Here is a 13,215-nt window from a genome sequence, read left to right as displayed (position 1 = left end):
TCAGCACCCCGAGCCTACCGGCTCAAGGGGGGCAACGCCGACCTCTTCAGAAATTCAACAGAACCCGGGACATCCCCCGCTCGAAGACCCCGGAAGAGCGTGTGGTCGTGGCGATGCGGCGGGATCGCGTCTCAGCGGTAAGCAAAGAGTCGTTCTCGGGTTCGGCGCTACGCGCAATAGGCTTCGCGTCTTGCTTGATGGTTCGAGGAGCCGATTACCTGCACGTGACCTTCGTCAACCAAGTGACGCAACAGGATGGAGGATCAGAACGATGCGATGAGCGCAGCGTACGCGGATCGCGCAAAGATCAAAACTCACCTGCGTCAAACTAGTCGGCTGTGATCAGTCTCTGGCATGTAAGCAGGATCGCCAGGCTCTCGACAGCTCAAGCGAAGTGTGCTGACGCCGAAGCAGCAGAGATTGTGCGCCAATACGCAGGTCGGTGTTGCCCGGGTGGTCTGATCTGAACTAGTCTACAGTATTGCTTTAATGGGAGACGGACGTGGCGACGGGTGTTGTAAAATGGTTCAACGCGATCAAGGGTTTCGGCTTTATTCAGCCGGATGAGGGCGGCCAAGATGTTTTTGTGCACATAAGCGCCGTCGAGCGCGCTGGCCTCTCGGACCTGCGCGAAGGGCAGACAGTCTCTTACGAGGTTAAAGTCGACCCGAAGCGGGGTAAGAGCAGCGCGGAAAATCTGCGTGTCTGATTTGTTGTCGTAGGCGCCTGACCCTCAGCCCCCCAGCCCAAGTCTGGCGCTTACCTCGGAACGACCCCAGCGCGTTACGCACTGGGGTCCTTTCAGTTCTCGTCGCGTTTCGTCGGGTCCGACAGTGGTTTTTTCGGCATCGGGCGATTGGCGATCCTTTGAAACACCCATCCGACCAATCCCGGCCAGCACGAGGACAGCTCCGGCGAGTGTCCAACCAGTGGATATTCGATGGTAGAATGCCTCGCATTCCGGCTAGTGCTCAACCCTCAGCTTCGTGAACGCAACGCTAGGAGCCTGTCCGAGTAATCGGATTGTTCTCGACGAAGAACAAGTGTCGTGATTCAAACGAGGGATGAGTAAGACATCTCGTCCATGGGACGTTGATCAAGTTTGGCTGCTGCCGCCGTCGATCCAGGATTGGTGCCTCCGGGCACGTGGCCCACTTGTCCGCGACACGGTTCGGACCGGTTTGGACCTGTCGGCGATCATGGATGTCTACGACGAGGAGCGCGGCTTTCCGCCCTATCATCCCGGCATGATGGTGGCGCTTCTTCTTTATGCGTATAGCCAGGGTATCTACTCGTCCCGACGGATCGCTCGGGGCTGCGAGGAGCGGCTGGATTTTGCGGCGGTGACGGGAATGCAGCGGGCGGATTTCCGTACGATCAGCGAGTTCCGCAAACGCCATCTGGCGGCGCTATCGAACCTGTTCCGACAGGTCTTGAAGCTGTGCCGCGAGACCGGCCTTGCGAAGCTTGGCCATGTGGCGCTCGACGGCACCAAGATCAAGGCCAATGCCGGGATCAAGGCGATGAGCTATGGCAGGATGAAAAAGGCCGAACCGAGGTTTGCAGCGGAAGTCCAACGCTGGCTCGCCGAAGCCGCCCAGACCGACAAGGCTGAGGATCGTCAGTTCGGAGCCTCCAAGCGCGGCGACGAGATCGGACTAGATGGCCAACAATGAGAAACGGCTCGAGAAGATCCGTGCCGCTAAGGCCCCCCTGGAAGCCGAAGCCAAAGCTGCCGCCGAAGCCAAAGCCGCCTCGAAGCCAGACGACGACGGCACCAGCGACGGCGGCAAGGGCCGGCCGGGGCGCAAATCCAAGCCGGCACGGCAAAGCCGAGCGACAAGGCACAACGCAACTTCACCGATCCCGACAGCCGCGTAATGCCGACCAAAAACGGCTTCATCCAGGGCTACAACGCACAGGCCGCCGTCGATGGCGCCCATCAGATCATGGTGGCGCACACGCTGACCAACTCGCCGATTGCGACAGCCGCCTGACCACTGCGCGTCCAGGAACGGCAGGTGTTCATCCAGGGTACTTTGACGGGTGCGGAAAATATCCGTACCGCCGCGGCGACTAATTTGGCGAACCAGATTGCGATTATGTCCTCTGCGGCGGATGATCTCATTGAGCGGCACTGTCGCTGACAAGCGCCGCAATTGCGGCATGGCTGTCCTGGCGCCGCAGATACCCCTGATAGCGAAGCTTTTCCGCGCAGGTCAGCAGTTTAGGATCGTGACGGTCTGGTCGCTCAGGACCCGGGAGCGACCGCCAAGCTGCGCTGACCGCACATGACAGTACATATATCGAAGGGTTGAACGTCGAGATGTCGCATCCTCATACTCAGCAAAATGGTTCTGCATCAGCGGCTCTGTCCGTGGGCTACAGCTCGCGCCTGCGCTGTCTCTGCCGGACATGAGTTTCGAATGCTGCCAGACGTGCTTCGTCAGTCTCCAATGCTTCAAGCGCGCGGCTGCCGCGCTTGGCTGCCATGAGTTCCACGAGACGCTCCGCCGCAGCGAACGCGGGAGTGACGGTGTGAAAGAATGAAGGCGTTTCGGTCCGAACCTGAATCGCCACTTCGGCAAGCTGGGCAATCGGAGATAGCTCGCTGTCAGTCAACGCGACTACTTTTGCACCGCGTGAAACCGCGAATTTGGCAGCTTGCACTGTATAGCGCGTGTACGGGCTAACTGTAACCGCCAATAGGATGTCTCCTGGACCGGCAGACCGGAGCGCATCATTATGCGTGCTCCCCATTCCGTCGATCAGCACCGTGGGCGAGCCGAGCAATGAGCTGACATAATGGATCAGATAAGCTGCAGGAAAACTTGATCGGAGGCCGAGACAAAAAATGCTTCGCGCCTCCACCATGAGATCGGCTGCGGCTGCCATCGCCGCGGATGGACGGGCGAGGTCCCTTAGATGGCCATGCAAGGCATCGATCGTATCAACGATGAGGGCGGCGGCATCACCCTCAACCTGTCGTCGTGCTTGCAATTCTTTTGCGCGCCCCGCGAAACTTTTGGCGCGTTCCCTGATGGTATTTGTGAATACCTCCTTTAAGCTGTCGAAACCATCAAAGCCGAGGCGCTGTGCAAACCGTGTTAGCGTCGCCGGAGGTACGCCTGCTCGGCGCGCCTGCTCCCTCATCGACAGCAATGCGGCCTCGGTCGGATGATCAAGCAGCCAACGTGCGGCGACCTTCATTTGTCGCGGCAGCCGCTCGTAGCCGTCCTTGATGGCACCTGCGATGGGCAACTCCATTCCGATACACTTCCCGCCGTCGCGGCCGGCCCAATTGAAGGGCCAAGTTGTGCCGCATGTCCTTGGCCCACAAGACCTTGTGACGAATTTTCGCCGCGACGGAACACGATGCCCACCGCTTGGACCATCTTGAGGGCGATCTCGGGCGTGATCACGTCTCGCACGGACGCAGACAGGTGCGGCCGGGCAGCTAATTGAGGCGCTCAAATTCAGGCGACGACACGCGCGCCGAGGATAGCTCCGTAACAGGAAACAATTCGCCCGCCCTACCGCGAGGCGCGATGGCCCGGGCTGCAATGAGCCATGTAAGGATTCGCTACTAGTGGTATTATCGCTCCTTTCTGCGCCCTTGTCGGCATCCGTCAAAGCCGCGGTAGTCTGCGCGTCACCACGTTCGAGAGCTCCAGGAGAGGGGTCCCGCTCTATTCGCCTGCGCCGACTGGCCGTCATCGCGTCGATGGATCCATGCGAGTGGCAGAGGGACAGCCGAGAGGTCCGCTAACTGACGGCGGAAAACTCCGATCATGATTCGACGCGTGTTCGGCCTTGGGGACGCCGATTCCGAAATGCCGCGTGTGGGCGACATCGAGGATGCGGCTGACCAAGCTCGAGAAGCTGTGTCCGCCGCTCGTTGCGGCCAGAACATAAGAGGTGCGTACACCGAGTGCCGCCATGGAGTTGATCTCTAGGACAAAGGGCTGGCCGGAGCGATCGATCCGAACGTCGACACGGGCATAATCGTGACACAGGCAAGCACGGAAGGTCGCGACCGAAATATCCCGCAGCATCGTCGCAAGCTTACTCCCGACTTGCGCTGGGCAAATCTTCTGCGGCTCCGCGACCACCACGTGCTTCTTGTCTTCCCAGGTGATAAGACGTGTCTCGCGGTCGCCGAAGTCCTGCTCCACCAGAGGCAACACCTCGAGCTGCTCGTTTCCCAGCAGAGCCACGCAGATTTCCCGCCCCTCGATGTATTCTTCAACGAGTGCATCCTGCGCATACTGCGTGACAATCACCTCTACGGCCTGCCTCAAGCGAGTGGGCTCATGTACAAGCTGCAATCCCAAGCTGGTGGATTCGTGACGCGGCTTCACTACGACTGGGAATCGCAGGTCGCTGGTGCTCTCGGTTCCACGACGCATCACGCGAAAGTTCGGCGTCGGCACGCCGCGATCGCGGATGAGCCTCTTGGCAATGACCTTGTCGAGCGCCAGCCCATGCCCCAAGGGGCTTGATCCGGTGTACGGAACGCCGGCCATCTCGAGCATGGCCGGAACGTGGGCGTAACGGCACTCGCCCTGAATTCCGTACGCCAAATTGAAGACCATTCCGGAGGGGCGGGCTTGTGGATCGGGGGGCATGAATCGTTCGAGTGTAGCGAGCAGTCCTTTATCGCCCTCGCACAGCAGCGTCTCATGGCCGCCCTCTTGCAGTGCCGCTACCACGCTTTCGACCGCCTCGCGGCCGTATTCCTCTGGAGCAGACTGACCGAACCGATTGATCACGCCCGTACGATCATGGTTCCACACGACGGCTACCCGCATCAGTTACTCCCTGGATGTTTGTCCACTGTCACGTTCATTCGCTCGGATTTGGTTGATCGAGGGGAATGGCTCGTCTGGATCCTGGGTGCCCGCCGGTAAGGGCCGGCCCGGCGAGCGGACTTGCTCCCTTCAAAAGACGGAAATCAAGATACTTGTTGCTCAGCGAGATGCATCCTGCAGAAAAACTTCCAACATACGTGGCAAGCTGTTCAAAGTCGCGATGATGAGAGCCGCAAACAAGAGTTGGAGGCCACCTGTCAGACCACGGGAGGGTGAAAATCCGATGGCCGCGGTAAGTCGTCGAAACCGGCTCTACCTGCGCGGGCGGAGCGCAGCTCGCTGAATGTTCTTCGGTGATAAGATCGCAGGCCGCGCGCAAATCAGCTGCGATGTGCTGGGCGATCCCGCCCGGATAGAAGTCGGTGCCGAGATCGGCTAGCCGGCGTAGCGTGGCGGCGCGCTCCGGTCCTCGAAACATGCTGCCGATGTCCGGGAGCTGACCGGTTTCCAGAAACAGCTTGCCGGCCGGCGATGGCCGCACATAATCCGCCATCCAGTGGGTTTGTCGGTGCTGCAATAGTGTTAGCCTTCTTTAATGATGCGGATAGCGGGAACTAATCAGCCTTTCCGGGTTGAGCACGTCGCATTTCCTGCTCGCGCGTCCAGTTACGGAATTAGATGGAATCGTGCGCGTGATGCCGCGCCGCTGCTCGCCATCTTTGATCGTGCCCGGCGAAGCAACTGCTGGCGCACGGGATTGTCCATCGATGGACTCCGTTCGAGCGTCGGCGAAACGGACGAACAACACGGTGTACCGCGCAGCCCCGATGTACTGGGCTCACACACGCAACCAGGGCTTCTAGCCCGGCTCCGGCGGCGGGTGGGAAAGGCATCACCACCGCTTCATACCGCTGCCACTTGGCCAGGGCTTCCTGCTTCACTCTGTCTCGGTCGATAACCAACATTGCGCGCCTTTTGATCTTATTCTTCGGGCAAATCGTCCAACCAACAGGCTCCCTCGAGGTGCGGCCGGGAAAAAATCTTTCCGATCTTCTCAGGAGTCTTGTTTTGATGATAGCGCATATACAGACGGCCATCGCCTCCGAGGTCGAGGACCTCGATCTTTCCTGTGTGATGGGACATGATGTATTTGAATGTCTTTTCAATGCCGCTGAGACGTTGGTTGATGCCGCGCGCAATCTCTACTCCGCGCTGCAGCGGAACCTGAAAATGCGATGCGCCTTTCACCGGCCTGCCCTGAAAGAGATAATATGGGCGGACGCCCATCTGGTGACACTTGGCAAAGGTCGCCGCCAAGATCCCGGGATCATCATTGACCTTCGCGAGAAGCACGGACTGGTTCAGGAACTGCACGCCCTGTGCGCACAAGGAGCGAATGTTGCGCTCCGCATCGACCGAAATTTCGCCTATGTGATCGAAATGTGTGACGATCACAGCGGTCTTACCCGCTTCACGGATCCGTCGGAATAAGGCCGGCAGAGCAGGATCCTCAAACCGGCTGGGCTCAAAGGCGACTATCTTTGTGCCGAATCGAATTGACTGCAAATGTGTGATCGGCAGCAGATGATCAAGAATTTTGTCGAGCTTGGCGGTGCTGAGCACGAACGGGTCGCCTCCCGATAGCAGCACGTTCGTCATCTCAGCATGGGCGGCAATATATTGCGTAAGTCGGGTGAAACTAGGTGCGACTTCATCGGAGTTCTTGCCGACAATGCGTTTGCGAAAGCAATAGCGGCAATATGAAGCACAACGGTCCGTTACCAGCAACAATCCCGTCTGGGCGTACTTGTGCTGAAGTCCAGGCATCACCGTGTTGTCGTGCTCACCGCTTGTATCCAGACTGCCGGGACTCTCGATCTCCTCGAATGAGGGCTCCACAACGTACTTAAGCTGGTCGTAGTAACCACTCTTGGTGATCTGTTCACGATAGAAGTTTGTGACAAGATGACGCGTCATGCTGGCGGCTTTCAGCTCACCCTCGGTGACGACGCGTGTCCCCTCAATGAAGTTCATGAGGACAGTGTGAGGCCGCGGGACCGAACCCGCAGTGTCCATCGCATTGATCTGGGTCGTTCGAGCAAGTGTCATGTGAGCTCCTCGTCGGGAGACAGTCTGTCGTCTACGAACTGTTGACGGTGTCCCAGCAATCGACGTGCCACACAAAGGTGCGTGAGAGCCTTGCTTGAAGGGGAATAAAGACGTTTCGCGCAGCGTCGGCGGAATACTTTCGTCTTAGCGTGTCGGGTAGCCAACATAGACGTCTTCAAGTGAACACAGCTGAACACGATAGCCCGAGCGGTCAACTTAGAACAGGAGATTGCTGTCAACGAACCTCGACGACCGCATAACGCAGATGAGATCAACACGGACGGGGCGGTACGTGTGGCCGTGGTACGCCTTCTGCGCGCCTATATTGCGGCGATCGGACAGAGCGACAAAGCGCGAGCGGCACGGCTAGAACGCCTTTGGGGCGAGATTGGCGAGCATCCGGTCCACACTCGAACTTACAAGATCGCCAATTTGAGAACAATAGCTCACCAGCAACGCCAATTCTTGGACGCTAATTCTGCGCGCGTAATCGGCGACTGCTGTGAGTTTAACAGTAAGCGCGAAGCCGATACCCTTGCTTCAGAGTTAGAACGAATCTGCGAAGAAGGCCTCCGGCTTGGACGGAGGTTTGGATGGGATTGGACAGCAAAAAGGACGTCTGTTTGGACGGCTCACCGTTAGGGCCGGTGAGCCGGCTGGAGGTCCTCGAAGGAGCGTCCGGACGCCGGGTGCGTTCGGAGGCTGAGAGAGCCCGGATCGTCGCCGAGAGTCTGCTACCTGGTGCCCAGGTGTCCGAGGTGGCGCGCAAGCACGGATCGACGCGCTGGCAGATCTACGATTGGCGACGGCGGTTTCGACACCGGGGCATGTTGCCGCCGTGCGAGGCGTCGCAGTCGGCATTCGCACCGCTAGTCGTGGAAAGCACGTTGGAGGAGCGTCCGGCTCCGGCGATCAAGCTTGAGATCGCGATCGGTGATGTCGTGCTGCGGACGGACACAGCCATAGATGGCGAGCAGCTGTCCCGGGTGATCCGCGCGATGCGAGCGTCACGACACGCTGCTTTGATCGCGGCGCGATGATCACGTTATCTGCCTCGCCAAATGAGCGCGCGCCGAGGTCATCAAGCAGGGGACTTCCAGGAGCTCATGAGAGCGCACATATCTCTGATAGCAAGAAGTTTGATCGTCACGGCTGCGGCTGAGCGGCTTCCGGGTCCGGCTCGGAACCATCGCGCCTGGGCTCGCTATCCGAAGGAGCGGATCGTCCTATGTCGATGCCCTTCAGGCGACGCCTACGACGCTTACGTTGCATCGTAGATAAAGTTGCGCAGCCTCGTTGGAGCGAGGGCTCTGCCGCCGTTTTTGGTGGTCTGCAGCACATAATCAGTGATGCGATGGCCTCTGCAGGGCCTTCAGGACGGTCATCGAAGAGGTGCTTGACCTCTCGCTCTCGTACATGAACGTGACCGGGCACTCTCTTTCATCCCGCGGGCGCCCCGATCTCTTTATTGGTATGATCCATCCGACTCATTTTCGAATACCGACACATACGTTGCAAACAAAAATGAGTGTGTGTTATCGTGCGGGCGAACATGATTATCCACCCTGCCGGGTTCATAGGAAGAACACGACGTTTGAAACTAGGAAGCGGGCATGAAAAACCAACGCGGAACTGGGAGTTCATTCAGCGCGGATGACATGGCCGAGCGTCTTCGGGCTATTGAGTCAGCTCTTGTCGAACAGAAGCATCGGAATGATGAAATCATCAAGCGTGTCGATGACGTCCTATGGCGGCAGTCAGTGGAAGATATCGCCAGCATTTCGAAAATCCGCTACGCCGGACCCGCACGATACGAGGAGAATCCGACCGCGCAAGCGTCCGGCAATCCGCTGGTCATGTGCGCCTACGTGTTTATCCCGAAATCTGTAGACAAAACGCTGAAGTCTCCCTTGCTTGTATTCGCACACGGTGGCGTGCATGGCAACGTGAAGTGTGACGACTACACTACAGTCATTCGCGAACTTATCGAGCAGGGATATGTTGTCGTCGCGCCGGATTATCGCGGCAGCACAGGTTACGGAAGCGGCTTTTACAATCAGATTGATTACGGCGGAAAAGAAATCGAGGACGTCTACCTCGCTGGTCAATGGATGCTGGCCCAGTATGCGTTTCTCGATCCGCGCCGCGTTGGTGTCCTTGGCTGGAGTCATGGCGGATTTCTGACGCTATGGAATATCTTCAATCACCCAGACGCGTATCGGGTCGCCTTCGCAGGAGTTCCCGTCAGTAACCTGGCGCTGCGAGCTGGCACCAAGGCAAAAGGGGCGCACGGTTATCCCATCGATGACTACGGCGCTCTCAGCAGCATAGGAAAGTCGGCTTTCGACGATGTGAACGAGTACATCAGGCGTTCGCCAGTCTACAACGCCGACAAACTCCATACTCCTCTCTTGATTCACACCGCCTCGAACGATTCCGACGTAAACGTTTTCGAGGTCCAACAGCTCATCGAGGCCCTGAAGTTTCGCGATAAGGAGTTCGAATACAAGATCTACGAGGATCCACCGGGCGAACACATCTTTGAGTTGATCGACACCGAAGTCGCACGCGACGCTCGACTTGAGATCTACCGGTTCTTGGCTCGTTACCTCGATCCACCAAAGCCGATGACGGCGGAAGCAGGTTAGTAAACCGCCGCGGCTTTAAAAAATAGTTCGTGCAGAGGTGTCGTCGCGAACAATTCGAGGAAACCGCAGAGGCGCTGCGAATACAGCGGCAAGCCGCTTTGGCGGCCCGGCAAGAGCCTGCTCCGCTTGCGGATGCATTCGATCAACAGCTTTCAACTGAAGAGAGTCAGGCGGGGCGTTCTTATGGGCATTCCGGCTAGGAGATGACGAATGTGGCGCCTCCCTTTTCCTTCTAGCTTCGGCTGAACTTTCGTCATAGGTCCGACAGCTAGCCGACACATCCGAACGGATCATGCCAATTTACTAATGTAGGACAATCGACCCGTTCAGATCAAAAAGATGGCGTTGAGATGCTTCCAAGCAACCATCGAATGCTACACTTCTGACAGTTGATCTGCGAAGCGGGTGGCACGTACCTTGCTTCGCTGATGGCGCAAACGTTGTTTTCCGAACAGATAAACCTTGTGAGGGCAACATGCTTGGAATTGTAGATAAGCTGCCGTCGTTCGAAATCACGGGAGTGCGGCCCGGCTTTCAAATGCGGCAAGACAAGGAGCAAAGCGCGTTCGAGACGCCTAGTGAAAGTAGCTTTCGCGCCAGACGGAAGATCATCTTCTACCCTAAAGACTTCCCCTTCGTCTGCCCGACCGAGATCGCCGAGTTCGCCCGGCGGTCCAAAGAATTCGCCCACTGTGATAAGGACACGCTGGGCGTGCTCGACGCACTGCACACTGACGAGCACTACCCGCGCAACCGCGAGATCGGCGACGAGACCCAGAAAGTTGCTGAGCGGCCTGCCCTTGGGGGCCGAAGTTGCGGTGGATACCCCCGGCCTGCGCCATCGCAATCGCCATGCGCGCCTCGCTGACCGTGTCCATGGCAGAAGCCATCACCAGCATCGCGCTGGTGACGCGGAGCGCAATAGCGCGTGTAGCAATTGGATGATACAGCCCTCTCGCCTGCTTTTCAGCTATCTCAGCCATCGGACGTTGATGAACAAAGAACGCCTGATCTCTCTCATCGTGGCCACTGCGCTGTTCATGGAGAACATGGATTCTACGGTGATCGCGACCTCGCTGCCGGCGATCGCCGCCGACATCGGCACCAGCCCGCTGACGCTGAAGCTCGCGATCACCTCCTATCTGCTCTCGCTCGCGGTGTTCATTCCAGCGAGCGGCTGGACTGCAGACCGTTTTGGCGCCGGCATGGTGTTTGCGATCGCGGTTGGCGTGTTCATGCTGGGCTCGGTCGGATGCGCACTGTCCTCCTCGATCGCCCATTTCATGTTCGCGCGCATGCTGCAGGGCCTTGGCGGCGCGATGATGACGCCGATAGGGGGCCTGGTGCTGCTGCGCTCGATCGACAAGAGCGCGCTGGTCAATGCGATGGCATGGGTGACGGTGCCGTCACTCATTGGCCCGGTAATCGGACCGCCGCTTGGCGGGTTCATCACCACTTATTTCTCGTGGCACTGGATCTTCCTGATCAACATCCCCGTCGGGCTGCTCGGTATTTTCATGGCGCTGAAATACATCGATCCGATCAAGAGCGAAGACCCGGAGCGTTTCGATCTCAAGGGGCTGGCGCTCGCTGGCATCGGTTTGGCCGGCATGGCCTTCGGCCTTTCGGTAGCCGGCCTGAATTTGCTGCCGTGGTCGGTCATCTCGTTACTGGTCGGCGTCGGCACCGTGTCGATGACGCTCTACATCATCCACGCGCGGCGCACCGGATCGCCGGTCTTGGATTTCGTGCTGCTACGGCTGCCGACGCTCCGCGCGGCTATTATCGGCGGCTTCATGTTCCGCCTCGGTCTCAGTGCTCCGCCGTTTCTGCTGCCGCTATTGATGCAGGTCGGCTTCGGGCTAACGCCGCTCCAGTCCGGCCTCGTGACCTTTGCCTCCGCCGTCGGCGCCATGGGCATGAAGACACTGGCCGCGCGCATCATCCGCGCCTTCGGCTTCCGCCACATGATGACCATCAACGCAGTGGTCTCGTCTCTCTTCCTCGCCGCCTGCGCCCTGTTCACGGTGACGACGCCGCTGCTCCTGATCATCATCATCTTGGTCGTCGGCGGCTTCTTCCGCTCGCTGCAGTTCACCGCGATCAACACAGTGGCCTATGCGGAGATTGAGCCGGCGCGGATGAGCCGCGCCACCACGCTGGTCAGCGTCAACCAGCAGCTCGCAGCATCAGCCGGCATCGCGGTCGGCGCCTTCTCACTCGAGACCGTACTGGCACTTCATCAGCAGACCGAGCTCACCGCAGGCGTCTTTGCGCCGGCCTTCGTCGTGGTTGCGATCATATCGGCGGCGTCATCCTGGTTCTTCTGGCAAATGCCCGACGATGCAGGCCATGAAATCTCGGGCCGCGAGGCGATCGATATCTCCTGCCGCAAGGACGCCGCCATCGCCGCCGTTAAGGTCGCGACGGAGGACACCCAGGACGGGCGGGATCAGGGCTGAGCTCAGACTCATCGGGCCAAAAGTCCCGAGCAAGCTAAACTGAACCTTATCTGGACCGCGCCTGAGCGTCGGCTCAAACCGTGAACGGCTTTTTAGGGCATTTCGGCCGCGCGCTTGCGTCCGTGGTCGAGTAGCTCAGCCATTTGGCTTTCGCCCTCACAGATCCGGGCAAGCGGATCTCCCGCACCCGGCTCTTCCCGGTGACGCTTTCAATTAACCCCAATTCTCCTCCGACCAAGGCGCCCAGCTCGATGTCGGTGTGAGGCGCGACAGCCCGCGCCACATGACCGTATATTGCCAGCGGGCGGATCGCTGGCGCGGCCGAGATAACCGCCGAGCCGGGCTATCTTGATGAGATAGCGCGAAAGCGTCTTTCTCGCTTTTGATTTGTCATTGACGAGGCGATCGAGCACGCCGATTTCGGTCGCCGTCAACGCGAGGGGGCGGTGGCGCGTCTGGAGTGGAACGGTGGAGCATCGTCATTCAGAAGACCCGCCAACTCAGGATGCAAAAGCGCGAGATCAGATTGGTCAGACGCTGGGCGGTCCTAAGCTTCGACTCCTCGGCTTTGCAGCCGGACTTAAGTATCTTGCTCAGCTTGAACGGCTTCAGGTGCCGTTCGGGCCCGAGCCGATCAGCCCTCAAAGCGAGCAATCTGGCTTTGCGCGGGTCGTCGTAGCCACTCAGGTCGAGCCGGCAGTTGCTGCCACATCGACGAGCGGGCAGATGGTGATCGTCGTTGGCAGGAATCGTCGAGTGATTGTCGACGGCAGTGTCGATGCGGCGGCGCTGGCGCGGGTGCTGCAGGTTCTGGAGCGTCGATGATACCGATCTCTTCGAACACACGGATCTGGATTGCGACCGGCCACAGCGATATGCGCAAGGGCATGCAGGGTTTGTCATTGTTGGTCCAGGAAGGCATAGGTCGTGATCCGTTTGCCGGAGATGTCTTCGTGTTCCGCGGACGCGGCGGTTCGCTGATCAAGGCCTTGTGGCACGATGGAGTTGGACTGTCGCTCTAGGCGAAGCGGTTGGACCGTGGCCGTTTTGTCTGGCCGGCGACGGTGGGCCGTGTGGTGGGGCTGAGCGCGGGGCAGGTGAGTTAATCGGGGATGTCCCGGGTTCTGTTGAATTTCTGAAGAGGTCGGCGTTGCCCCCCTTGAGCCGGTAGGCTCGGGGTGCTGA

At 59.0% G+C, this 13,215-nt stretch carries 10 protein-coding genes and 2 pseudogenes; 7 read left to right on the top strand and 5 right to left on the bottom strand.

What is annotated here, in order from left to right:
* Nucleotides 1-502: 502 nt before the first annotated feature.
* Both AC0L30_RS41345 and AC0L30_RS41340 read left to right on the top strand, forming a co-directional pair.
* Entirely contained in the window at nucleotides 503-709 is a 207-nt protein-coding gene (locus AC0L30_RS41345) for a cold-shock protein (RefSeq protein ID WP_473309163.1), read from the top strand.
* A gap of 355 nt (nucleotides 710-1,064) precedes the next feature.
* A pseudogene (locus AC0L30_RS41340) lies at nucleotides 1,065-1,976 on the top strand (transposase); the annotation flags it as partial.
* 406 nt (nucleotides 1,977-2,382) lie between these two features.
* Here AC0L30_RS41340 and AC0L30_RS41335 read toward each other — a convergent pair.
* The 4 genes from AC0L30_RS41335 to AC0L30_RS41320 form a co-directional block, all read right to left on the bottom strand.
* The gene (locus AC0L30_RS41335; protein ID WP_473309162.1) at nucleotides 2,383-3,267 is read right to left on the bottom strand and encodes a MurR/RpiR family transcriptional regulator; all 885 of its coding nucleotides are present in this window, start codon (nucleotides 3,265-3,267) and stop codon (nucleotides 2,383-2,385) included.
* A gap of 446 nt (nucleotides 3,268-3,713) precedes the next feature.
* Nucleotides 3,714-4,811 (bottom strand): D-alanine--D-alanine ligase family protein, encoded by a 1,098-nt coding sequence (locus AC0L30_RS41330; RefSeq protein WP_473309161.1) that lies wholly within the window; start codon nucleotides 4,809-4,811, stop codon nucleotides 3,714-3,716.
* 34 nt (nucleotides 4,812-4,845) lie between these two features.
* Nucleotides 4,846-5,364 (bottom strand): gamma-glutamyltransferase, encoded by a 519-nt coding sequence (locus AC0L30_RS41325; RefSeq protein WP_473309160.1) that lies wholly within the window; start codon nucleotides 5,362-5,364, stop codon nucleotides 4,846-4,848.
* A 428-nt stretch (nucleotides 5,365-5,792) separates the two neighbouring features.
* Nucleotides 5,793-6,845, bottom strand: a complete 1,053-nt coding sequence (locus AC0L30_RS41320; RefSeq protein WP_473309164.1) for a KamA family radical SAM protein — start codon at nucleotides 6,843-6,845, stop codon at nucleotides 5,793-5,795.
* Nucleotides 6,846-7,513: 668 nt separating this feature from the next.
* Here AC0L30_RS41320 and tnpA point away from each other — a divergent pair.
* Both tnpA and AC0L30_RS41310 read left to right on the top strand, forming a co-directional pair.
* Complete coding sequence (gene tnpA, locus AC0L30_RS41315; RefSeq protein ID WP_473309159.1) at nucleotides 7,514-7,960, top strand: IS66-like element accessory protein TnpA; 447 nt, start codon at nucleotides 7,514-7,516, stop codon at nucleotides 7,958-7,960.
* Between the two features lie 573 nt (nucleotides 7,961-8,533).
* Entirely contained in the window at nucleotides 8,534-9,568 is a 1,035-nt protein-coding gene (locus AC0L30_RS41310; RefSeq protein WP_473309158.1) for an alpha/beta hydrolase family protein, read from the top strand.
* A gap of 785 nt (nucleotides 9,569-10,353) precedes the next feature.
* Here the strand turns inward: AC0L30_RS41310 and AC0L30_RS41305 are convergent.
* Nucleotides 10,354-10,500: pseudogene (locus AC0L30_RS41305) on the bottom strand (IMP dehydrogenase); the annotation flags it as partial.
* A gap of 60 nt (nucleotides 10,501-10,560) precedes the next feature.
* Between AC0L30_RS41305 and AC0L30_RS41300 the strand changes: the two are divergent.
* The 3 genes from AC0L30_RS41300 to tnpB all read left to right on the top strand — a co-directional run bounded on the left by AC0L30_RS41300 (nucleotide 10,561) and on the right by tnpB (nucleotide 13,052).
* A complete protein-coding gene (locus tag AC0L30_RS41300) occupies nucleotides 10,561-12,030 on the top strand; it encodes an MDR family MFS transporter (RefSeq protein WP_473309157.1) in 1,470 nt (489 codons plus the stop codon).
* Between the two features lie 468 nt (nucleotides 12,031-12,498).
* Nucleotides 12,499-12,855 (top strand): hypothetical protein, encoded by a 357-nt coding sequence (locus tag AC0L30_RS41295; RefSeq protein WP_473309156.1) that lies wholly within the window; start codon nucleotides 12,499-12,501, stop codon nucleotides 12,853-12,855.
* Nucleotides 12,852-13,052, top strand: coding sequence for an IS66 family insertion sequence element accessory protein TnpB (gene tnpB, locus AC0L30_RS41290; RefSeq protein ID WP_473309155.1), 201 nt, complete (start codon nucleotides 12,852-12,854; stop codon nucleotides 13,050-13,052). Before AC0L30_RS41295 ends, tnpB begins: the two co-directional genes overlap by 4 nt.
* Nucleotides 13,053-13,215: the final 163 nt, after the last annotated feature.

It is taken from the genome of Bradyrhizobium sp. MI1.11, from assembly GCF_055811255.1.
Note: the sequence above shows the minus strand (reverse complement) of the source record. Positions and strands in the feature narration are given on the sequence as shown.

Bases quoted from the DNA above. Each gene is read 5' to 3' on its own strand.
- tnpA (WP_473309159.1), top strand. From the start codon at position 7,514: ATGGGATTGGACAGCAAAAAGGACGTCTGTTTGGACGGCTCACCGTTA.
- AC0L30_RS41330 (WP_473309161.1), bottom strand. From the start codon at position 4,811: ATGCGGGTAGCCGTCGTGTGGAACCATGATCGTACGGGCGTGATCAAT.
- AC0L30_RS41325 (WP_473309160.1), bottom strand. From the start codon at position 5,364: ATGGCGGATTATGTGCGGCCATCGCCGGCCGGCAAGCTGTTTCTGGAA.
- AC0L30_RS41320 (WP_473309164.1), bottom strand. From the start codon at position 6,845: ATGAACTTCATTGAGGGGACACGCGTCGTCACCGAGGGTGAGCTGAAA.
- AC0L30_RS41335 (WP_473309162.1), bottom strand. From the start codon at position 3,267: ATGGAGTTGCCCATCGCAGGTGCCATCAAGGACGGCTACGAGCGGCTG.
- AC0L30_RS41300 (WP_473309157.1), top strand. From the start codon at position 10,561: ATGAACAAAGAACGCCTGATCTCTCTCATCGTGGCCACTGCGCTGTTC.
- AC0L30_RS41310 (WP_473309158.1), top strand. From the start codon at position 8,534: ATGAAAAACCAACGCGGAACTGGGAGTTCATTCAGCGCGGATGACATG.
- tnpB (WP_473309155.1), top strand. From the start codon at position 12,852: ATGATACCGATCTCTTCGAACACACGGATCTGGATTGCGACCGGCCAC.